The sequence below is a fragment of the Plantibacter sp. T3 genome (assembly GCF_902506515.1).
Lineage (GTDB): Bacteria > Actinomycetota > Actinomycetes > Actinomycetales > Microbacteriaceae > Plantibacter > Plantibacter auratus.
The window spans coordinates 2075610-2096663 of record NZ_LR733286.1 but is presented as its reverse complement, the minus strand read 5'-3'; the positions used below and the strand labels follow the sequence as shown (position 1 = coordinate 2096663).

The 21054-nt window shown below is 70.0% G+C and carries 17 protein-coding genes; 4 read left to right on the top strand and 13 right to left on the bottom strand.

Annotation, left to right across the window (positions count from 1 at the left end; genetic code table 11):
• Positions 1–84: 84 nt before the first annotated feature.
• The 9 genes from GV015_RS10055 to mfd all read right to left on the bottom strand — a co-directional run bounded on the left by GV015_RS10055 (position 85) and on the right by mfd (position 12237).
• Positions 85–606 carry a DUF501 domain-containing protein gene (locus GV015_RS10055; protein ID WP_159878166.1) on the bottom strand — a complete coding sequence of 174 codons (522 nt, stop codon included), beginning with the start codon at positions 604–606 and terminating at the stop codon, positions 85–87.
• A 38-nt stretch (positions 607–644) separates the two neighbouring features.
• Positions 645–1421: a septum formation initiator family protein gene (locus GV015_RS10050; RefSeq protein WP_159878165.1), complete on the bottom strand. Its 777-nt coding sequence runs from the start codon at positions 1419–1421 to the stop codon at positions 645–647.
• 74 nt (positions 1422–1495) lie between these two features.
• The gene (gene eno / locus GV015_RS10045) at positions 1496–2776 is read right to left on the bottom strand and encodes a phosphopyruvate hydratase (RefSeq protein WP_056007454.1); all 1281 of its coding nucleotides are present in this window, start codon (positions 2774–2776) and stop codon (positions 1496–1498) included.
• Between the two features lie 116 nt (positions 2777–2892).
• Positions 2893–3882 (bottom strand): endonuclease/exonuclease/phosphatase family protein, encoded by a 990-nt coding sequence (locus GV015_RS10040; RefSeq protein ID WP_159878164.1) that lies wholly within the window; start codon positions 3880–3882, stop codon positions 2893–2895.
• A gap of 150 nt (positions 3883–4032) precedes the next feature.
• The gene (hisS, locus tag GV015_RS10035; protein ID WP_159878163.1) at positions 4033–5340 is read right to left on the bottom strand and encodes a histidine--tRNA ligase; all 1308 of its coding nucleotides are present in this window, start codon (positions 5338–5340) and stop codon (positions 4033–4035) included.
• 60 nt (positions 5341–5400) lie between these two features.
• Positions 5401–6069, bottom strand: a complete 669-nt coding sequence (locus GV015_RS10030; RefSeq protein ID WP_371416555.1) for a MazG nucleotide pyrophosphohydrolase domain-containing protein — start codon at positions 6067–6069, stop codon at positions 5401–5403.
• On the bottom strand, positions 6066–7517 hold the full coding sequence (locus GV015_RS10025; protein ID WP_159878162.1) for an aldehyde dehydrogenase family protein: 1452 nt from the start codon (positions 7515–7517) through the stop codon (positions 6066–6068). The genes GV015_RS10030 and GV015_RS10025 overlap by 4 nt, the downstream gene beginning before the upstream one ends.
• Positions 7518–7594: 77 nt before the next feature.
• Entirely contained in the window at positions 7595–8539 is a 945-nt protein-coding gene (locus GV015_RS10020) for an alpha/beta fold hydrolase (protein WP_124768960.1), read from the bottom strand.
• An 86-nt stretch (positions 8540–8625) separates the two neighbouring features.
• Positions 8626–12237, bottom strand: coding sequence for a transcription-repair coupling factor (gene mfd / locus GV015_RS10015; RefSeq protein ID WP_079705469.1), 3612 nt, complete (start codon positions 12235–12237; stop codon positions 8626–8628).
• A gap of 124 nt (positions 12238–12361) precedes the next feature.
• Between mfd and folP the strand changes: the two genes are divergently transcribed.
• From folP to GV015_RS10000, 3 genes are all read left to right on the top strand, one after another.
• Entirely contained in the window at positions 12362–13294 is a 933-nt protein-coding gene (gene folP, locus GV015_RS10010; RefSeq protein WP_159878161.1) for a dihydropteroate synthase, read from the top strand.
• 22 nt (positions 13295–13316) lie between these two features.
• Positions 13317–14069, top strand: a complete 753-nt coding sequence (locus GV015_RS10005) for a pyrimidine reductase family protein (RefSeq protein WP_159878159.1) — start codon at positions 13317–13319, stop codon at positions 14067–14069.
• A gap of 94 nt (positions 14070–14163) precedes the next feature.
• Positions 14164–16257, top strand: coding sequence for a hypothetical protein (locus GV015_RS10000; RefSeq protein ID WP_159878157.1), 2094 nt, complete (start codon positions 14164–14166; stop codon positions 16255–16257).
• A 7-nt stretch (positions 16258–16264) separates the two neighbouring features.
• Here the strand turns inward: GV015_RS10000 and pth are convergent, their stop codons facing one another.
• The 3 genes from pth to GV015_RS09985 form a co-directional block, all read right to left on the bottom strand.
• A complete protein-coding gene (gene pth / locus GV015_RS09995) occupies positions 16265–16846 on the bottom strand; it encodes an aminoacyl-tRNA hydrolase (protein WP_159878155.1) in 582 nt (193 codons plus the stop codon).
• Positions 16847–16974: 128 nt separating this feature from the next.
• Positions 16975–17583, bottom strand: a complete 609-nt coding sequence (locus GV015_RS09990) for a 50S ribosomal protein L25/general stress protein Ctc (RefSeq protein WP_079705465.1) — start codon at positions 17581–17583, stop codon at positions 16975–16977.
• Between the two features lie 174 nt (positions 17584–17757).
• Positions 17758–18261, bottom strand: a complete 504-nt coding sequence (locus GV015_RS09985) for a gluconokinase (RefSeq protein ID WP_229938709.1) — start codon at positions 18259–18261, stop codon at positions 17758–17760.
• Positions 18262–18527: 266 nt separating this feature from the next.
• Here GV015_RS09985 and gndA point away from each other — a divergent pair, with 266 nt between their 5' ends.
• Positions 18528–19988: an NADP-dependent phosphogluconate dehydrogenase gene (gene gndA / locus GV015_RS09980; protein WP_159878153.1), complete on the top strand. Its 1461-nt coding sequence runs from the start codon at positions 18528–18530 to the stop codon at positions 19986–19988.
• Positions 19989–20063: 75 nt separating this feature from the next.
• On the opposite strand, the gene GV015_RS09975 is transcribed toward gndA, so the two are convergent.
• The gene (locus GV015_RS09975) at positions 20064–21041 is read right to left on the bottom strand and encodes a ribose-phosphate diphosphokinase (protein ID WP_079705464.1); all 978 of its coding nucleotides are present in this window, start codon (positions 21039–21041) and stop codon (positions 20064–20066) included.
• Positions 21042–21054: the final 13 nt, after the last annotated feature.

The window sequence follows — 21054 nt, the reverse complement described above, 5'->3', positions numbered from 1 at the left end:
CACCTCGGAGGCCGCGCGGACGACGACGGTCTCCGCGTCGCGGTCCGTCACTCCCCCACAGGCGACCCCCGTCGCGTGCGGGGCCTATCCCTGCCCCGCCTGGCCGTCCGCGCATGCGCACACCTCGGGGCTCCAGCTCGCGCGGTCGAGCGCGAGGTCGCCGATGGGGTTGACGCCCGGACCAGCCGCGAGAGCGTGGCCGACGAGCGCGTGGAGGCACTTGACGCGCACCGGCATGCCGCCGGCGGAGATCCCGTCGATCTCGGCGACCTCGGCGATGGAGGTGCGGTCGGCGAGGTAGGCCGTGTGCGCGGTGGTGTATTCGGCGCGGACCGCTTCGTCCTCGGCCAGAAGCTCGTTGTACTCGTTCATCACCTGGGTCGCCTCGAGCGAGGAGACCGCGGCCGTGGCGGCCGGGTGGGTCAGGTAGTAGAACGTGGGGAACGGCGTGCCGTCGGCCAGGCGAGGAGCGGTGGAGACGACGGTCGGGGCGCCGCAGACACAGCGCGCCGCGATGCCGACGACGTTTCGGGCCGGGCGTCCCAGTTGCGCCGACACGATCTCGACGTCGCGCTCGGAGACGGGGCCGAAGGGAGGGGTGCTCATGGTTCCATTATCGCCGGGTTCACCACTGCGTCCGGACGTCAGCCGCCGGCGGGAGGCGTCGTCTGCGTGGGAGCAGGGGTCTCGGTCGCCACGGGGGCCGGCGAGTAGCCGGTGGCGACGAGCGAGGACAGCAGACCGTCGAGCCAGTCGGACTGCGAGTCGACGAGCGTGTCGCTCACGGGTGTCTCGCTGGTGGGCAAGGAGGCCGGGTCGACGTCGTTGATGATGATGTAGCTGACCTCGCCGGGCAGGGCGTAGAACAGGCGGTCGCGCGCCTGCGTCATGACGTAGCTCTGGTCGTTCCAGCGCTCGCGTTCGGCCTGCTGCGCGTCCACCTGCTTCTGGGTGTCGGCGACACCGGCCTCCAGCGCGGCGATCTGCTGCCGCTGCTCGAGGAAGGTCTTGAGGTTCGGCGCGAGGACGACGACCCCGAGCACGAGGATCCCGAGGAGTAGGACGCTGAACCCGGACAGTCGCAGACTCCGCAACCAGCCGCCGGCGTCCGACTGGCGTGCCGGGGCGGTCCGTGTCGAGCCGGTCCGCGAGCGCGGTGCTGAGGAACCGGCCGACGCGGATCGCGGTGCCTTCGTCGTCGACCGCGGGGCTGTGCCTGCGGAGCGTGCGGGCTTCGCGGTGGCTCCCGTCGGGCGCTTGGACGACGAGGAGGCGCGCTTGGCGGAGGCATCCGCGGAGCTCGACCGGGGCTTCGACGCCGGTCGCTGCTTCGACGAGCCGGAGGACGAGGAGGACGCTGCTCCGCTGCCGGACGGCGTGGGCTTCGACTCGCCGCCGGCCGGCATCGATGGCTTCTTCACAGGCGCCTCCCGCACACGACGAAGGCTCTCAGGGGTGCCGATCGGCACCCCTGAGAGCCTTCAGGTGACGATGCTTAGGCGGTGAACCGGGGGAAGGCGCTGCGGCCGGCGTAGACGGCTGCCTGGCCCAGCTCCTCTTCGATCCTCAGCAACTGATTGTACTTCGCGACCCGCTCGCTGCGCGCAGGCGCACCGGTCTTGATCTGGCCCGCGTTCGTGGCGACCGCGAGGTCGGCGATCGTGGTGTCCTCGGTCTCGCCGGAGCGGTGCGACAGGATCGTCGTGTAGCCGGAGCGCTGCGCGAGGGAGACCGCGTCGAGCGTCTCGGTGAGCGTCCCGATCTGGTTGACCTTGACGAGCAGCGAGTTCGCCGCACCCTTGGCGATGCCGTCGGCGAGACGCTTCGGGTTCGTGACGAACAGGTCGTCTCCGACGATCTGGACCTTGGAGCCGAGCTCGGGGGTGAGGTGGGCGTAGCCCGCCCAGTCGTCCTCGGCCAGCGGGTCCTCGATGGTGATGAGCGGGTAGTTCGCGACGAGGTCGGCGTAGTACGCGGTCATCTCGGTGCTGTTGAGCGCCTTGCCCTCGAACTGGTACGCGCCCTCCTTGTAGAACTCGCTGGAGGCGACGTCGAGGCCGAGCGCGATGTCGGTGCCGACCGTGAAGCCGGCCTGCTCGATGGCCTCGACGATGAAGTCGAGGGCCGCACGGTTGTGCTCGAAGTCGGGGGCGAAGCCACCCTCGTCACCGAGGCCGGTCGCGAAGCCCTTCGACTTCAGCAGGCCCTTGAGCGTGTGGTAGGTCTCGGTGCCCCAGCGGAGCGCCTCACGGAAGCTCGGAGCGCCGATCGGGAGGATCATGAACTCCTGGATGTCGACGCCGGTGTCGGCGTGCGAGCCACCGTTGATGATGTTCATCATCGGGACCGGGAGGACGTGGGCGTTGGCGCCGCCGACGTAGCGGTAGAGCGACAGGTCTGCGGAGTCCGCAGCGGCACGGGCGACCGCGAGGCTCGCACCGAGGATCGCGTTCGCGCCCAGGCGGCTCTTGTTCTCGGTGCCGTCGAGCTCGATCATGGTGTGGTCGACGAGGCGCTGGTCGTCCGCCTCGATGCCCTCGAGTGCCGGGCCGATCTCGTCGAGGACGGCGTCGACCGCCTTCTCGACACCCTTGCCGAGGTAACGCGCGGCATCGCCGTCACGCAGCTCGTACGCTTCGAACGCACCGGTCGATGCGCCGGACGGGACTGCTGCACGGCTGACCGTGCCGTCTTCCAGGAGCACCTCGACCTCGACGGTCGGGTTGCCTCGGGAGTCGAGAATTTCGCGAGCGCCTACTGCCTCGATGAGTGCCACTGATGTTCTCCTTGTGGGGATTGGGACGTGGGACGGGTACGACGGCCGCCCGCGCTCAGTCTAGTGACATCGGCTGAACGGGCGCAGAGCCGCGGATCGTCGCCCGAGGCGCGCGGTCAGCGGTCGAGCCGGAAGCTCGACACGATGCCGTGGTGGTCGCTGCCCTCGGCGTCGCCGACGGCGTTGTGGGTCGCGGTCATGCCGCGGACGAAGACGTGGTCGAGTCGCATGAGCGGTGTCCCGGCCGGCCAGGTGAGTCCGAAGCCGCCCCCGCTCTGGTTGGGCTCCGACACCTCGCTCTGGAGTGCGGCGAGCGCCCGGTCGGAGGCGGAGGCGTTGAAGTCGCCCATGACGACGATCCGATCACGGGTGTTCGCCGCGACGGTGTCGGCCAACTCCGCGAGCATCACGTCCCGCTCAGCGTGGGCACCCGGACGCGCGGAGTCGGCGTGGATCACGTAGACGCTCACGGCTCCGGACGGGGTGTCGACGACGGCGTTGATCGCCCGGTACCAGTCGAGGCCGAGCTTCAGCCCGACCGAGTCGGCGATCGGATAGCGGCTCCAGAGACCCACCGTCCCCGTGAGCACGGAGTACGGGTACTGCTCGTCGAGCGTCGCGGCGAGCGGTTCGCGGTCGTGGTCCTCGATCTCCTGGAGCGCGATGAGATCCGCCCCACTGGCCTGGAGGGAAGCCGCGATGACCGCGGGGTCGCCCTCCGGCCCGAGGTTCTGGCTGGCGACCGTGAGGGAGGCTTCGGCAGGGACTGCCGAGCGTACGTCACCCATGGGGACGACGCCTGGGCCGAACAGGAAGGCCCAGACGAGCGTCGGCGCGAGGAGACCGATGACGGCGCCCGGCGTGCGGGCGACGAGGAGGACGAGGAAGAGCACCGGCAGCACGACCCACGTCCACGGCAGGGCGTTGTCCCAGACGAGTCCAAGGCCGAGGATGTCGGGGACGAGGGCGTGGGCGGCCGTCAGCAGGGCGAGCGGGACACCGACGGCCAGCGCGAGCGTGGTCGCCCGGCGCCGTACGAGGCTCACCCGGCGGCGCGTGGGGCCGGTCGACTCCGGCGCTCGCCGAGGGCGCGCTGCAGGGGCCATGACGCTCATCGGGGAACCAGTTCTTCGATCGGGGGCAGAGCGGACGGATCGCTCGTGGGAGGGGATCCGGCCGAATGCTCCATCCTGCACCGACGAGCTGGGCAGCGGCTCGGAAGCGCGCCGAGGAGCGGGGAGCGGGTGCGGGAATCGTCAGTCGAGCGCTTTGAACTCGAGCGACTCGAGGGTCGAGTCGGCCGAGACGAACGCGAAGGCACCGAAGCCGGCTGCCGACACACGCTCGAGGAGGGCCTTGAGGTTCTTCACGCGGGCTTCGAGTCGCACCCGACGTCCCTGGGCGACGAGCTTGGCCTTCAACGCCACGAGCGTCACGGGAGGCACGTCGCGGTCGTGCACGAGCACGACGGCATCCGCGGCCGCACCTGCGGGGAGCTCGATGAGGTCGACGATGCGCTCGAAGCCGATCGAGAACCCGACTGCCGGCACGTCCTGGCCGAGGAAACGCCCGATCATGCCGTCGTAGCGACCGCCGCCGCCGAGCGAGTACCCGAGGTCGGGGTGCGCGATCTCGAAGATGGCGCCCGTGTAGTACCCCATGCCCCGCACCAGGAAGGGGTCGAACACGAGCGGATTCGCGAAGGGGTCGGCCGGCTGACCCTGGAGGGAGGTGGCCGCGGCGACGGCCTTCCCGAGTGCGTCGAGCTCCGCGACGACGGCGTCGTCCGCACCGAGCGGCAGCGCCTTCCGGATCGCCCGCTCGCCGAAGGTGTTGAACTCCATCGTCTGCGGACGGGAGAAGAAGGCCTCGAGTGCGTCGACGGCGGTGGCGTCGACGCCACGGTCGCGCAGTTCGGCGACCACGCCCTGCTGACCGATCTTGTCGAGCTTGTCGATCGTGATGAGCACCTGCGCGTGCTCGTCGGCAGGGAAGCCCAGCGACTCGAGCATGCCGATGAGGAGTCGGCGGTCGTTGATCCGCACGCTGCAGCCGGTGATGCCGAGCTCGGCGAGGGCCGCGAGGGTCGCGATGATGAGCTCGGTCTCGGCGAGGTTCGACGACTCTCCGATGATGTCGATGTCGCACTGCACGAACTGGCGGTACCGGCCCTGCTGCGGACGTTCGCCGCGCCAGACCGGAGCGATCTGGATCGAACGGAACACCGGCGGGAGCTCAGCCCGGTGCGTCGCGTAGAACCGGGCGAGCGGCACGGTGAGGTCGAAGCGCAGGCCGAGGTCGGTGAGTTCGGTCTGGTTGTCCGCCGCGGCCACGATGGCCTCCGGGGTGAGCTTGCGCCGGAGGATGTTGAACGCCATCTTCTCGTTGTCGCCGCCGAGCCCGGAGTGCAGCCGGTCGTACTCCTCGACCACCGGCGTCTCGATCTCGTCGAAACCGTGCGCGGTGAAGACCCGACGGATGGTGCCCAGCGCGTGCTCCCGACGGGCCTTGTCGGCGGGGAGGAAATCGCGCATGCCGCGCGGCGGGTTCACTGGAGCTGCCATGCCTCAATTCTGGCATGGCGGGGAACCGGCACCGTGAGCAGGCGCCCGGCGACCCCTCGCTCAGCCATCGGTCGGTGACGCCACCGGACGCTCGGCGTCCTGCACTCGCGCGCTCAACCGACGGACGGCACCCCGGAGCGCCCGTTCCGCGTCGAGCCCGTTCGCCCGTGCTGCAGCGACCACGGCGAGGAGCTGCTCCCCCAGGGCGTCCTCGTCGTCCACGACATCAGCGTCGACCGTCGGGCCCACCCCGAGCGGCACGGCCCTGCCCAGCACCTTGTCGGCGAGGGCGAGCGACGGCATCCCCTGCGGGATCCCCTCGAGCGCGCTGCTGCGCTTCGCCTTCTCCTCGGCCTTCGCAGCGTTCCAGACGCGCACCACGTCCTCCGGGGTCGGCGCTGCTTCGTCGCCGAACACGTGTGGGTGACGGTGGACCATCTTGCGGGTGACGGCCTCGGCGACGTCGTCGAAGTCGAACGGCGCATCGGCGTCACGGGACGCGATCTCCGCATGGAAGACGACCTGCCACAGCACGTCGCCGAGTTCCTCGACGAGTTCGTCGCGCGTCCCGGCCTCGACCGCTTCGACGAGCTCGTAGCTCTCCTCGATGAGGTACGGCACGAGCATCTCGTGGTCGATGCCCTGCGTCCAGACGCAACGGTCGCGGATCTGCCGCATGGCGTCGACGAGGCGCTCAGCGGAGGTGTCGCCGACGGGCTCGCTGCTCACCGACGGGCTCCCCACGGGCGGCGGTCGTCGGTGCTGCCGGTCTTCGAGATCAGTCGCGCGATCCGGTCGCGCGCTTCGGTGAAGGGCGGGTAGACGAGCGACAGCGTGTCCGGGGACAGCGGCTTGGAGAACACCGCCTTCGCGTGACTGAACGTGTCGAAGGAATGGCGACCGTGGTACGCGCCCATCCCGCTTGCCCCGACGCCGCCGAACGGCAAACCCGGCACGAGGAGGTGCGCGGCCGGCACGCCGAACGCCAACGCGCCAGAGGAGGTGTCGCGCGTGAACCGCTTCCGCGTGGCGCGGTCGTCGCTGAAGACGTAGAGCGCGAGCGGCTTCTCCCCTGCCCGGATGTGCGCGATGGCCTGTTCGAGCCCGGACACGTGGAGGATCGGCAGGATCGGACCGAAGATCTCCTCCTGCATGATCGACGCCGTAGCGTCGACGCCGTTCACGACCGTCGGGGCGATGTACCGCTCCGAGGCGTCGACCACGCCGCCGAGGGCCGGCTCGAGACCGTCGAGCAGACCGCTGACCCGGGCGAAGTGCTTGTCCGAGATGATGCGGCCGTAGTCGGCACTGTCGGCGGGGTCCGGGCCGTAGAGGGCTGCGATCGCGTCGCGCAGGTACGGGACGAGTCGATCGGCGACCGAGCGCGTCGCGAGCAGGTAGTCCGGGGCGACACAGGTCTGGCCGGCGTTCATGAGCTTGCCCCAGACGATCCGGCGGGCCGCGTCCGCGAGGTCCACGGTGTCGTCGACGTACACCGGCGACTTCCCGCCGAGTTCCAGGGTGATCGGGGTCAGATGTTCCGCCGCGGCACGGGCGACGACCTTGCCCACGGCGGCTCCACCCGTGTAGAAGATGTGGTCGAACCGCTCGGCGAGGAGGGCCGTGGCGACCTCCGCATCGCCCTCGACCACCGCGACGGCACGGTCGTCGAGGTACTCCGGGAGGAGACGAGCGAGTGCGGCGCTCGTGGCGGGGGCGAGCTCGCTGGGCTTCAGCAGGACGGCATCACCCGCGGCGAGCGCCCCGATGACGGGACCGATGCAGAGCTGGACCGGATAGTTCCACGGGCCGATGACGAGGACGACGCCGACCGGTTCCGCCACGACCGATGCCGACGCCGGGGCGAGGGTGAGTGGCACCGCGACGCGTCGGGGCCGCACCCAACGCTTCAGGTGCTTCAGCGTGTGATCGATCTCGCCGACGAGGAGGCCGATCTCGGTGATCTGCGCCTCGGTTCCGCTCTTGCCCAGGTCGGTCGCCAGCGCCCGCTCGAGCTCGACGCCCCGTTCGAGGAGCAGTTGCTTCAGCGCACGGAGCTGGCGGAGCCGCCAGGCGACGGGCTTCGTGGTGCCGCGGTCGAAGGCCTGTCGGAGCCGGGCCACGGCGTCGGCCACGACCACCTTCGGCTCCTGCTTCGTCCGGATGCTGGTCGCCATGGGTTCCTCCGACTCGACGGGATCGTGGGCACCAGCATACGTCCGTCCGCAGACCGACGGCCTGGCCCGTCGACCGGCTACCCGACGCCTGGAGTCGCGAGGAAGCGGTCGACGTCCGCGGCGATCTCGCGGGACTTCGTGTGGTGCAGGTAGTGGTCGGCGTCGAGCGGCACGACCTCTCCTCGGTCGACGCTCGCAGCCTGCTCCTCATGGAGCGGCAGCCACCCCGCCACCGTCGGGTTGTCCCGCTGGGCGAAGAGCAGCACCGGGAGGTCTGCCGGGAAGGTCTTCCCCTTCGCCGCTCGGAAGTTCGCCGCGATGCGCGACATCTCGTCCGAGGACGTCGCACTCGAGGTGTTGCGCAGCGAGATCATCCCGAGCTGCTCACGCGTGTGCTGGTCGTACGGCGGATCCGGGTACGGGTCGCCCGACAGCGCCGTGACGACCCGGGTGATGCCGAGTGCCTTCGCCGCACGCAGGGCGTCGACCGGCAGCGCGGCATCCATGCCCGGCTGATCGGGCACGCTGCTGTCGATGCCGACGAACGCCGTCACCTCGCCGCGGAACCGCTCGACGTAGTCCAGCGCATAGATCCCCGCGATGGAGTGCCCCATCAACACGTACCGGTCGATGCCGAGCCCGGCGACCGCCTCGTGGATCTCGGAGACGATGTTCTCGGTCGTTCGCGGCACGTCGGTCTGGTCGCTCAGCCCGTATCCGAAGGGCTCGACCACGACCACCCGGTACGACGACGAGAGCTCCCCGACGAGCGGCGAGAAGTCGAGCACGGGCGAACCGGTGCCGAAGCCGGGCAGGAGGACGATCGTCTGATCACCCTCCCCCGTGATCGACACGTTCATGCGTTTGCCGTCGACCTCGACCCGCTGCCCGTACTCCTCGATGCGCGTGGCCTCAGAGGCCGATGCGGCGGTGTTGACGATGGTGGTCGTGAGGAGCCCGGCGAGCACGAGCGCGACGAGCGCTGCGATCCCGGTGAGGACGATGCGGAGGAACTTCTTCATCCCTCCACGCTAGGGATGGACGACGACCGTCGGATCGGCCGCGGGTACCGACGCTGTCGTCCCGCGGGCCCATCTGCGGCTGCCCGCTAGGACGACGTCGAGCCCTCCGGCAGCGGGTAGATCGCGTTCAGGAACTGCTGCACCCAGGCTATGAGGTCGGTGTCGGCCAGCGGTTCGTCGCCGACGCGCGGCAACGGCACGATGACGGTGTTCGTCTGGGCCAGGTACTTCGCGCCGGGATACATGCGTCGCAGCCGCGTCTGGATGGAGTCGGGGAGGTCGGCGGGCGTGACCCGCAGGTTCGGTCCGACGGCGATGAGGTCGCTGAGTCCCGAGCGCTGCGCACGCTGACGGAGCCGCGACACGGCGATGAGCGTACTCACCTGCGCCGGCGGCTCGCCGTATCGGTCGGTGAGTTCGTCGATCACGAGGTCGATCTGGCCGTCCTTGGCCGCAGGTCCGGACGCGGCCGACAGCTTCTGGTAGGCCTCCAGCCGCAGCCGCTCGCTGTCGACGTACTCCTCGGGGATGTGCGCGTCGACGGGCAGTTCGAGCCGCAGCTCGGTCTGCCCTTCGGCGACGTCGCCACGGAAGGTGGACACGGCCTCGCCGATCATGCGGAGATAGAGGTCGAAGCCGACGCCCGCGATGTGGCCGGCCTGCTCGCCCCCGAGCATGTTGCCGGCGCCACGGATCTCGAGGTCCTTCAGGGCGACCTGCATGCCGCTGCCGAGCTCATTGTTCGCCGCGATGGTCGAGAGCCGGTCGTGGGCGGTCTCGGAGAGCGGCTTGTGCTCGTCGTAGAGGAAGTACGCGTAGGCGCGCTCGCGGCCTCGACCGACACGACCCCGCAGCTGGTGCAGCTGGCTCAGGCCGTACTTGTCGGCGCGGTCGATGATGATCGTGTTCGCGTTCGAGATGTCGAGGCCGGTCTCGATGATCGTCGTGCAGACGAGGACGTCGAAACGGCGCTCCCAGAAGTCGACCACGACCTGTTCGAGCGCGGCCTCGCCGAGCTGCCCGTGGGCGATGGCGATGCGCGCCTCGGGGACGAGCTCCGCGAGGTCCGCCGCGACGCGGCTGATGGACGAGACCCGGTTGTGCACGAAGAAGATCTGGCCCTCGCGCAGGAGCTCGCGCCGGATCGCCGCACCGACCTGCTTGCCGTTGTACGGACCGACGAAGGACAGGATCGGGTGGCGGTCCTCCGGTGGCGTCGCAAGCGTGGACATCTCCCGGATGCCGGTGACCGCCATCTCGAGCGTGCGCGGGATCGGGGTCGCGCTCATTGCCAGGATGTCGACGTTCGTCTTCAGCTTCTTGAGGGCGTCCTTGTGCTCGACACCGAACCGCTGCTCCTCATCGATGATGACGAGGCCGAGGTCCTTGAAGTGCACCTTGTCGGTCAGCAGACGGTGCGTCCCGATGATGACGTCGACCGTGCCGTCGGCGAGTCCGGCGAGCGCCTCCCGCGCCTCCTTGTCGGACTGGAACCGGCTGAGCGGCCGCAGGTGCACGGGGAACCCGGCGAACCGCTCCTGGAAGGTCTCGAAATGCTGCTTGACGAGCAGGGTGGTCGGCACGAGCATCGCGACCTGCTTGCCGTCCTGGACGGCCTTGAACGCGGCACGGACGGCGACCTCGGTCTTCCCGAACCCCACGTCGCCGGAGAGGAGGCGGTCCATCGGGATCTCGCGCTCCATGTCGGCCTTGACCTCGTCGATGGTCTGCAGCTGGTCGGGGGTCTCCGCGAACGGGAACGCCTCCTCGAGCTCGCGCTGCCACGGGGTGTCGGGGCCGAAGGCGTGCCCCTTCGACGCCATGCGCGCCGAATAGAGCTTGACCAGCTCGACGGCGATGTCGCGGACGGCCTTGCGCGCCTTGCTCTTCGCCTGCGACCAGTCGCTGCCGCCCATCTTGCTGAGCTGCGGAGCCTCGCCGCCCACGTAGCGGGTGAGGAGATCGAGCTGGTCCGTGGGGACGAGCAGCTTGTCGCCCGGGTAGCCGCGCTTGGAGGGTGCGTACTCGAGCACGAGGTACTCGCGGGTGCTCTTCACCGGGTTGCGTCCACCGCTCGAGACCTCGCGCTGGGTCATCTCGACGAACTTGCCGATGCCGTGGGTCTGGTGCACGACGAAGTCGCCGGACCGGAGCTGCATCGGGTCGACGACGTTCTTGCGTCGGGTGGCGAGCTTCTTGACCAGGCGCGAGTCGTACCCGGCGGTGCGTCCGTAGAACTCGGTCTCGCCGAGCAGCATGAGCTTCGACGTCTCCAGCTCGAAGCCGCCCTCGACGTCGGCCTGCAGCAGGTAGGCGACCCCGGGCTCCGGGTCGGCCGGCAGCTCGTCGACCATACGGGCCGCGATCTCGTGCTCGGCGAGGACGTCCGCCGCACGCTCGACGAGACCGACCCCGCGGGCGGCGACGATGACCGTCCACCCCTCGCGGATGCGGTCGGCGACGTGTTCGATGGCGCCCTCGACGTTGCCGTGGAAGCTCGGCACGGTGTCGCCGTCGACCGTGACGGTGAGGAGCTCGTCGAGTTCGAGGTGCTCCGGGAGCGTCTCGACGTCGGGGCCGGCGCGGAATCCGCTGAACGTCCACCACGGGTGGTCGGGCGCCGGCTGGCCAGGAGCGCTGAAGGTGACGGACTCCTTCAGAGCGCCCAGCGAGATGAAGTCACCGGAGGCGAGGTCGATCGGCGCGTTCGCACCGACGGTCGCGGCGCTCCATGCGGCGGCGAGGAACTCGCGGTTCGTCTCGGCGAGGCTGATCGACCTCGTGACGACGCGCTCCGGCGAGACGACGGCGATTGCCGCTCCATCCGGCAGGTAATGGGTGATCGGGACGAGGCGGTCGACGAGGGCCGGGGAGAGCGACTCCATGCCCTCCACCGCGATGCCCTCCGCGATCTTCTCGAGGATCCCGGTGAGGCTCGGGAACTCGTGCTGCATCTCCGCGGCGCGCTGCCGGACGGCCGGGCTGAGGAGCAGCTCACGGGACGGCGGCAGTCGGATCGCGTCGACCGGCTCGGGCAGCGATCGCTGGTCGGCGACCGAGAACGCCCGGATGCCGTCGACCTCGTCGCCGAAGAACTCGACCCGGTACGGGTGGTCGGCGACCGGCGGGAAGACGTCGAGGATGCCCCCGCGCAACGCGAACTCACCACGCCGCGACACCATGTCGACCCGGGTGTACGCGAGTTCGACGAGTCGCAGCGCGATCGCGGCGAGGTCGTGGCCGCGACCGCCCTGGACGAGTTCGATCGGAGCGGTCTCGGTGAGGTTGTCGGCCACGGGCTGCAGCGCGGCGCGCACCGACGCGACGAGGAGGAACGGTCGCTCCCCCGTCCAGGCGCCGAGCCGCCGCAGCGCCTCCAGGCGTCGGCCGACGATCTCGGCGCTCGGGCTGAGGCGCTCGTGCGGCAGGGTCTCCCAGGCCGGGAACTCGACGATCTCGGCCTCTGGCATGAGGTCGCTGAGCGCGGAGCGGAGCCGCTCGGAGTCGCGGCCGGTCGCGGTGACGACGAGGGCCGCCTGGGCGGCACCCTGCCGACCGCGCTCGTCCATGAGCGCCGCGAGGAGCGGTGCACGCAGCCCGTCGATCACGGAGAAGTCCGCGCTCTTGCCCGCGTACGCGAGGGCATCGTCGATCGTTGCGGCGCGCCGAAGCGCGTGAGTCAAACCCTGAAGCGTCACCGGGACAGCCTACGCCGAGCCACCGACACCCATGACCCCATCGCCCACCGGCCACCGCTGTCAATCGGCTGCGGACGACGCGTCACGCGGCATCCTCTCGCGCCGGACGCGTCATGATTGACCCATGACGAGCACGGAGCCCCGGTCAGACCGACACCCCGAACGGACCGGCGGCTTCCCACTCCCCCCGATCCGCCAACCGATCCGCCGGATCGGAGCGCGGACGTTCGACTTCTCGAAGCAGGTCGCGGTCATGGCGATCATCAACCGCACCCCGGACTCCTTCTTCGACCAGGGCGCGACGTTCTCGCTCGACCGAGCCGTCGACGCCGCCGTGACCGCCGCAGAACAGGGCGCCGACTGGGTCGACATCGGCGGAGCCAAGTTCGCCCCTGGGCCGGAGATCCCCACCGCCGAGGAGATCGACCGCGTGCTCCCCGTCGTCGAGGCGCTCGCCGCACGGAGCGACGTCGTCATCTCCGTCGACACCTTCCGCCCCGAGGTGGCGGCGGCATGCATCGCGGCGGGCGCCTCCGTCATCAACGACACCACGGGGATCCACGACCCGGCGCTCGCGGACGTCGTCGCCGCGAGCGAGGCCACGCTCGTCATCACGCACAGCCTGGCCAGGCCGAGGCAGCCGCATCCCCGCCCCCACTACGACGACGTCGCCGGTGAGGTCGCCGCCTTCCTGACGGCCCGCGTCGACCTCGCACTCTCCCACGGCGTCCCCGAGTCACGGCTCATCGTGGACCCCGGGCACGACCTCAACAAGAACACCGTGCAGACGCTCGAACTCACCCGACGGTTCGACGAGATCGCCGCGCTCGGGCTGCCGACGCTCGCCGCGGTGTCGAACAAGGACTTCATCGGCGAGTCCCTCGACCGCCCGAAGTCGGAACGTCTCGAGGGGTCCCTGGTGTCCGCTGCGGCGTGCATCCTCCTCGGCGCCCGCATCGTGCGGATGCACGCCGTGCCCGAGTCGATCGCGGCCGTGCGGATGACCGAGGCGATCCTCGGCTTCCGTGCACCGGTGGCGCCCGTCCACAACGTCTGATCCGGAACCCTCGAGGAGTCACATGAGCACCCCCAGCATCACGAGCCTGGTCCCCGCGCAGGACCGACCGCTGTCGGTCGACGAGCTCGTGGCGGCCTACACCGTCGAGGACCGCTCCGCCACGACCGTCCGCGTGAACTTCGTGACGAGCCTGGACGGTGGAGCGACCGTCGACGGCGTCTCCGGCGGGCTCGGCGGCCCGGCCGACAAGACCGTGTTCGACATCCTGCGTCGGCTCTCCGACGTCGTGCTCGTCGGTGCCGGAACCGTGCGCGACGAGGGCTACGGTGCCATGCGGCTCGACGTCGACGCCGCGGCGTGGCGCGACGACCACAACCTCCCCCTGCACCCGGTGTTCGCGATCGTGTCGGGCTCGCTCGACCTCGATCGCCGCTCGGAGGTCTTCACCCAGGCGCCGGTCCGGCCGCTCGTCGTGACGACAGACCACGCCGACCCCGCGAAGCGCGCGGCGCTCGAGGCGGTCGCCGACGTGGTGGCGTGCGGCGACGAACACGTCGAACCGGCGCGTGTCGTCCAGGCGCTGTGCGACCGCGGCCTGCGGCAGATCCTGTGCGAGGGTGGTCCGGCACTCTTCGGCTCGTTCATCGCCGCTGACGCCGTCGACGAACTCTGTCTGACGATCAGTCCGTCGCTCGTCGGCGGGGAGAGTGTCCGGGTCTCCGCGGGTCCCGCGTCCGAAGCACCGCGACCGATGCGGTTGCAGCACCTCCTGCGCTCGGACGAGCTGCTGATCTCGCGGTACGTACGCGCCTGAGCCGTCGCAGGCCACGCGACACTCGACTGAAATCTAGAACATCAGCGGTTGATACAGTGGTGATCCTCCCCCTGCCATACCGTTGGGATCCCGCGTGCGCGCTCTGCTCCATACTCATCCGTCCGGTCGCCGCTTCCGAGCCGGTTCGGCCTCACTCGCCGTCGTCGTCGCCGTAGCCGGCAACCTCGCACTCGCCTCGTCGCCGGCGACGGCGACGGCGACGGCGACGGCGGCGGCGGCGGCGGCGAGGATGACGATGCCGTCCGCACCGGTCCGGTCCGTCAGTGCCGTCGCCGGGACGGCACCGGCACATCCCCCGGTCTTCCTCGAGGACTTCGAACGCGCGCCGGACACGGGGAGCGGCACCTCCATCCGCGACTACGTCGGCGCCGACGGTGCCCGCTTCGAGGCTGACGACTTCTGGGCCGACCGCTCCGCCTGCAACGGCCTCATCCTCTCGTCGGCGAACGTCGAGGAGGACTCGTCGGACTGCTCCGGTTTCCCCGGCAACCATGCGCGGGTCCGCGCCCTCGCAGGCGTGCTCGGTCTCGTCAACGGAACCGACCCGGCGACGAATTCGGCGGTGGCGGCCTACACGGAGCGGAGCGGCCCGGACGACGCCGTCGAACTCGAGACCACCACGTCGATCCCGCTGACCGGCGGGACCGGCCGCTTCCTCACGGCCACGGTGAATGCGGCCGCCACGAACTGCGGCGATGCGATCTCCCCGGCGCTTCGATTCTCCCTGCGGACGGAGGACGGTGCTGAGCGGCCGGTCTCGGACGCCGCCATCGACCCGTGCAACGACGACCGTGCTTCCGACCACACCGCTGTGGGATACGCCGTCCGTGCCGGCCATTTCGCGGCGGACTCCTCCATCCTCATGGACGACGGTCCGATCGGTGTCGTGATGCGCAACGATCACGGCGGCGGATCGGGCAACGACCACGCCTTCGACGATCTGAGCATCATCGACGTGACCCCGACCCTCGATGTCGAGCTGTCGCAGGACACCGCCTTCGTCGGGGACACGATGCGTCTCCGCTTCGTCGTGCGCAACACCCCGGAACTCGCCGCGAAGGCCGGTTGGTCCGTGCAGACGGCCTTGCCCGGTGGACTCGCGGTCGCCACCGATCCGCGAGTGACCACGAGCTGCTCGGCGGAGGTGACCGCTCCGGCGTCCGGGGCCGACATCACATTCACCGGCGACCTCGCGGCGGGCGAGGAGTCCTGCACGATCGAGGTCGACGCAACACCGGTCGCTCGCGGCGCGCTGACCGTCACCGTGGCGGGAGACGCCGTCCGTGGGCTCGACCTCGGCTCACAGCCCGCCCTGACCGCCATCGACCGGGTCGCGATCGAGAGCCCGGCATCGGGCGCCCTCGTCGAGTCCTCACAACCGATCTCCACCGGAACAGGCGAGCCGGGCGCCGGCATCACGGTGCGCGACGGCGAGAGCCACACCCGGTGTGAGACCACCGTGGACCCGGCCGGCCGGTGGAGTTGCGCGAGCTCCGAGGTCGTCGAGTCCGGCGAGGCGGTCGTGCGCGTGGAGCAGACCGCCGCGGGGCTCAGCAGCACGGACGAGACCACCTACCGCGTGATCGTCCCCGCGCTGGCCGTGGAGGGCACCGTCCGCCTCGAGATCCAGGGTGCCGACGGATCGTGGGTTCCGGTCGGGGGCGAGACCGTCGCGGCCGACCCCGGTGACCGCTTGCGCGTCATCGCGACGGTCACCAACACCGGCGAGAACGCGCTGGGCGGCATCACCCTCGCGGAGACACCGGACACCCGCCTCACCTGCAGCAGCGAGCTCATCGAGCCTGGTGCCTCGACGGTCTGCACCAGCACCGAGCCGCTCGTCCTGACACCGAAGGCGATCGACGACGGCTCGTTCGCCCACACGTTCGAGGCGGTCCTGACCGGGTACTCGCGCGCGTCTGACCGAGCCGACACCGGTCGCCTGCCACTCCCGGACGCACCCCGCGTCTCGACGGGGGCGCTGCACACCTCGCTCGGCATCGTGTGGAGGGTCGCGCCACTCGAACCGCAGGCGCCGTTGGTCCGGACGGGAGCCGAGGTCCCGCTCTCCATCGCGCTGCTCATCAGCGGACTGCTCCTGGTGGGCGCGGTGCTCGTCGGCGCCGGCACGCGCCAGGGCCGACGCGTCCGCTCACCGCGCGGCTGAGCGGGCGTCAGGCGCCGTGGAAGCGGGTCTGTGCAGCCAGCAGGCCCTCGTTCACGAGGAGCTCGACCGCATCGGCCGCGTCGGAGACCAGCAGGGGAAGCTGCTCCCGCTCGGTTCCCGCGAAGTCCTTGAGGACGAAGTCGGCGGCGTCCTGACGACCCGGCGGCCTCCCGATACCGACGCGGACGCGCAGGAACTCTGGGGTCTTCAGCGCTGAGGCGATGTCGCGGATGCCGTTGTGCCCACCGTGCCCGCCGCCCTGCTTGAGCTTGATCGAGTCGAACGGGATGTCGAGCTCGTCGTGGACGGCGATGACGTGGTCGGGGTCGACGGAGAAGAACTGGGCGAGCGCTGCGGTGGGGCCGCCGGAGAGGTTCATGTAGCTGTTGGGCTTGCCGAGGACGAGCTTCGGGCCGCCCGGCACGAGCCGCCCCTCGGCCACGCGCGCGTTGCCCTTGTGGGTCTTGAAGGTTCCGCCGATGCGCTTCGCGAGCTCGTCGAGGACCATCTGCCCGACGTTGTGCCGGTTGCGGGCATACTGCTCGCCCGGGTTCCCGAGCCCGACGATGAGCCACGTGTCTGCAGCCATGCTGCCTTCCTGATCGAACGCCTCGGCTCGACCGGTGAGACCGGCCAGAAACCGAGCGAACCTGCCGCCTGCCATGCACCGAGACTATCGGGGCGGGCGGGCGACAGGTTCGTCTGCTGGAGTGGTGACTACTCCGCGGCCTCGGCTGCGGTCTCCTCGGCGGCGGCCTCAGCGGCCTCCGTCTCCTCGTCCGCCGGAGCGGCCGGGACGGTGATCGCCACGATGAGGACGTCGGCCTCGGTGATGAGCGAAGCGCCCTTCGGGAGCTCGAGGTCGCCGGCCAGGATCTGGGCGCCCTCTTCGAGGCCCTCGACGCTGACGGTGACGCGCTCGGGGATGTGGGTCGCCTCGACCTCGAGGCTCACCGTGGTGGCGTCCTGGTTGAGGATGGTGCCGGCGGCGGACTCGCCCTCGATGGTCACGGGGATGTCGACCTGGACCTTCTCGCCCTTCTTGACCACGATGAGGTCGAGGTGCTCGATGATCTGGCGCACGGGGTCCTTCTGGACGTCCTTGACCAGCGCGAGCTGGCCCTTGCCGGCGATGTCGAGCTCGAGCACCGCGTTGGACTTGCGGAGGATGAGCAGCATCTGGTGGCCGGGCAGCGAGACGTGCACGGGCTCGGTGCCGTGGCCGTAGAGCACGGCCGGGATCTTGCCGAGGGCACGGAGCTTGCGGGCTGCGCCCTTGCCGAACGATTCGCGGAGTTCCGCGGTGACCTTCAGGTCATCGGACATGATGTTCTCCTCACGGGTCTTGCACCCGGTTGGTCGTGCCGCGACGATGCGCGGCGGAATGGATGAGTCAACTCGAACGCGTATCTGCGTGAGGAAAAGCCGGAAGCCAGACCACCGCGTCGATCACGGAAGCTGCCACGGGCCGCTTCCCTCGCCGAAGTTCAGTGGGAGAGTCTATCGCACCGCGCTGAGGCCCGCGACCGCCTCGTCCACGATCTCGTCGACGGTGGCGTCGACGTCCACCACGAAGCCCGGTTCGTCGGCGTCCAGGTCTTCGAGGAGCGCGAACTGCGAGTCGAGGAGCGACGGCGGCATGAAGTGACCGCTCCTGCCCTCCATCCGGCGTCCGAGCACCTCGCGCGAGCCGTGCAGGAGCACGAACCGCACCCCGGGCGCCTCCGCGAGGATCGCCTCCCGGTAGGCCCGTCGGAGTGCGGAGCAGGCCATCACGAGGCCCGTGTCCGAGGCGTCGGCGAGGGCTTTGCCCACGAGGGCCAGCCAGGGCCAGCGGTCGGGGTCCTCGAGCGGCGTTCCGGCGGCCATCTTCCGCACGTTCTCGAGCGGGTGCAGGGCGTCGGCGTCGACGAAGGGCACCCCGAGCCGGTCGGCGATCAGCACCCCGGTCGTGCTCTTCCCGGACCCGGACACGCCCATGACGACGACGAGCGGTGCATTCACACGGAACCCCCTGTGGTCTCCGGCCGATGACCGGGCGGCCGGCTCGCCCGACCCGCACAGCACGATACCGGACACCTTCGCACGGTCCGCTCGGACCTCACCTGCACGCTGGGTCATTGAGAGGTGGAGCGACACCTCCCTTTGCTACGGTTGCAGGACGGGCCGTGCCCGGATCGACGAGGGTGTCGCCGCTGTCCTGCAGCCGCCCCGTCGACTCCTGAGCACTCGGAACGCTTCCCGCATCACCCACTCTGAAGGAGAACCACATGGTGAACACCGCCGAAGCTCGCGCCAACATCGGCGTCGTCGGTCTGGCCGTCATGGGCAGCAACCTCGCACGCAACCTGGCGAGCCGCGAGGGCAACACGGTCGCCGTGTACAACCGCTCCCCCGAACGCACCGACCTGCTCGTGAGCGAGCACCCCGAGGCCGGCTTCGTCGCGTCGAAGACCATCGAGGAGTTCGCCGCGTCGCTCTCGAAGCCACGTACGGCGATCATCATGGTGCAGGCGGGTAAGGGCACCGACGCCGTCATCCAGCAGCTCTCCGAGGTCTTCGAGCCCGGCGACATCATCGTCGACGGCGGCAACGCACTCTTCACCGACACCATCCGCCGCGAGAAGGCCGTCCGCGAGACCGGCATCAACTTCGTCGGCGCCGGTATCTCCGGCGGCGAGGAGGGCGCCCTCAAGGGACCGTCGATCATGCCGGGCGGCTCCGCCGAAGCGTGGGAGACCCTCGGCCCCATCCTCAAGTCGATCGCCGCGATCGCCGAGGGTGAGCCCTGCGTCACCCACGTCGGCACCGACGGCGCCGGCCACTTCGTCAAGATGATCCACAACGGCATCGAGTACGCCGACATGCAGCTCATCGCCGAGGCCTACGACCTCATCCGTCGCGGCACCGGCAAGTCGCCGGCCGAGATTGCGGAGATCTTCGCCGAGTGGAACCGCGGCACGCTCGAGAGCTACCTGATCGAGATCACCGCCGAGGTCCTCAAGCAGGTCGACGCGAAGACGGGGCAGCCGCTCGTCGACGTCATCCTCGACCAGGCCGGCGCCAAGGGCACCGGCGCGTGGACCGTGCAGACGGCACTCGACCTCGGCATCCCGGTGTCGGGCATCGCGGAGGCCGTGTTCGCCCGTTCGCTGTCGTCCAAGCCGGCGCAGCGCGCAGCGGCCCGCGAGCTCGCGGGCCCGTCCGAGGAGTGGACCGTCGCCGACCCCGACCAGTTCGTCGAGGACGTGCGCCAGGCGCTCTACGCGTCGAAGATCATCGCCTACTCGCAGGGCTTCGACGAGATCGTCGCCGGTGCCGAGCAGTACGGCTGGGACATCAAGAAGGGCGAGATCGCGAAGATCTGGCGCGGCGGCTGCATCATCCGTGCGCAGTTCCTCAACCGCATCACCGAGGCCTACGAGGAGAACCCCGAGCTGGTCGCCCTCGTGACGGCGCCCTACTTCAGCGACGCCGTCGCTGAGGCGCAGGACAGCTGGCGCCGCGTGGTCGTCGCGGCCGCCCAGGCGGGCATCCCCTCGCCGGCGTTCTCGTCGTCGCTGTCGTACTACGACGGCCTCCGCGCCGAGCGTCTGCCCGCAGCGCTCGTCCAGGGCCAGCGCGACTTCTTCGGAGCGCACACCTACAAGCGCGTCGACCTCGACGGCACGTTCCACACCCTCTGGTCGGGCGACCGCAGTGAGGTCGAGCAGGCGGGCTCGAGCCACTAACCCACGGCCTGCAGACGCAGAACGCCCGGTCCGAGTTCGGACCGGGCGTTCTGCGTACCAGCGGAAGGTGACGGGCTACGCGGCGCCGTCGAACATGCTCGTCACGGAGCCGTCGTCGAAGACCTCGTGGATCGCGCGGGCGATGAGCGGCGCGATCGAGAGGACGGTCAGCTTGTCGAAGCGCTTGGCCTCGTCGACCGGGAGCGTGTCGGTGACGACGACGGAGTCGATGGCGTCGCTCTGCAGGAGCTCCACCGCCGGGTCGGAGAAGACCGCGTGGGTGGCCGCGACGACGACGCCGATCGCGCCGGCGTTCTTGAGCGCCTCGGCCGCCTTGACGATCGTGCGTCCGGTGTCGATCAGGTCGTCGACGAGCAGGCAGACCCGGCCCTCGACCTGGCCGACGATCTCGTGGACGCTGACCTGGTTGGGGACCAGCGGGTCGCGGCGCTTGTGGATGATGGCGAGTGGTGCACCGAGCTTGTCGCTCCAGATGTCGGCCACGCGGACGCGGCCCATGTCGGGCGAGACGACCGTCAGCGTGGACGCGTCGAGCTTCGCGCGGAAGTGCTCGAGGAGGACCGGCATCGCGAAGAGGTGGTCGACGGGACCGTCGAAGAAGCCCTGGATCTGCGCGGCGTGGAGGTCGACCGACATGATGCGGTCGGCACCGGCGGCCTTGAAGAGGTCGGCGACGAGGCGGGCGGAGATCGGCTCGCGTCCGCGTCCCTTCTTGTCTTGGCGCGCGTAGGGGTAGAACGGGGCGACCACGGTGATGCGCTTGGCGCTCGCCCGCTTGGCCGCGTCGACCATGATGAGCTGCTCCATGAGCCACTCGTTGATCGGAGCGGTGTGCGACTGGATGACGAAGACGTCGGTGCCGCGGATGCTCTCGTCGTACCGGGCGTAGATCTCGCCGTTGGCGAAGGTCCTGGCATCGGTGGGGAGGAGCTCGGAGTCGAGCTCCGCCGCGATCGCCTCGGCGAGTTCCGGGTGGGCTCGTCCGGAGACGAGAACCAGCTGCTTCTTGTTGTCCGCCGTGATGCCTGACACAGACCCTGCCTTC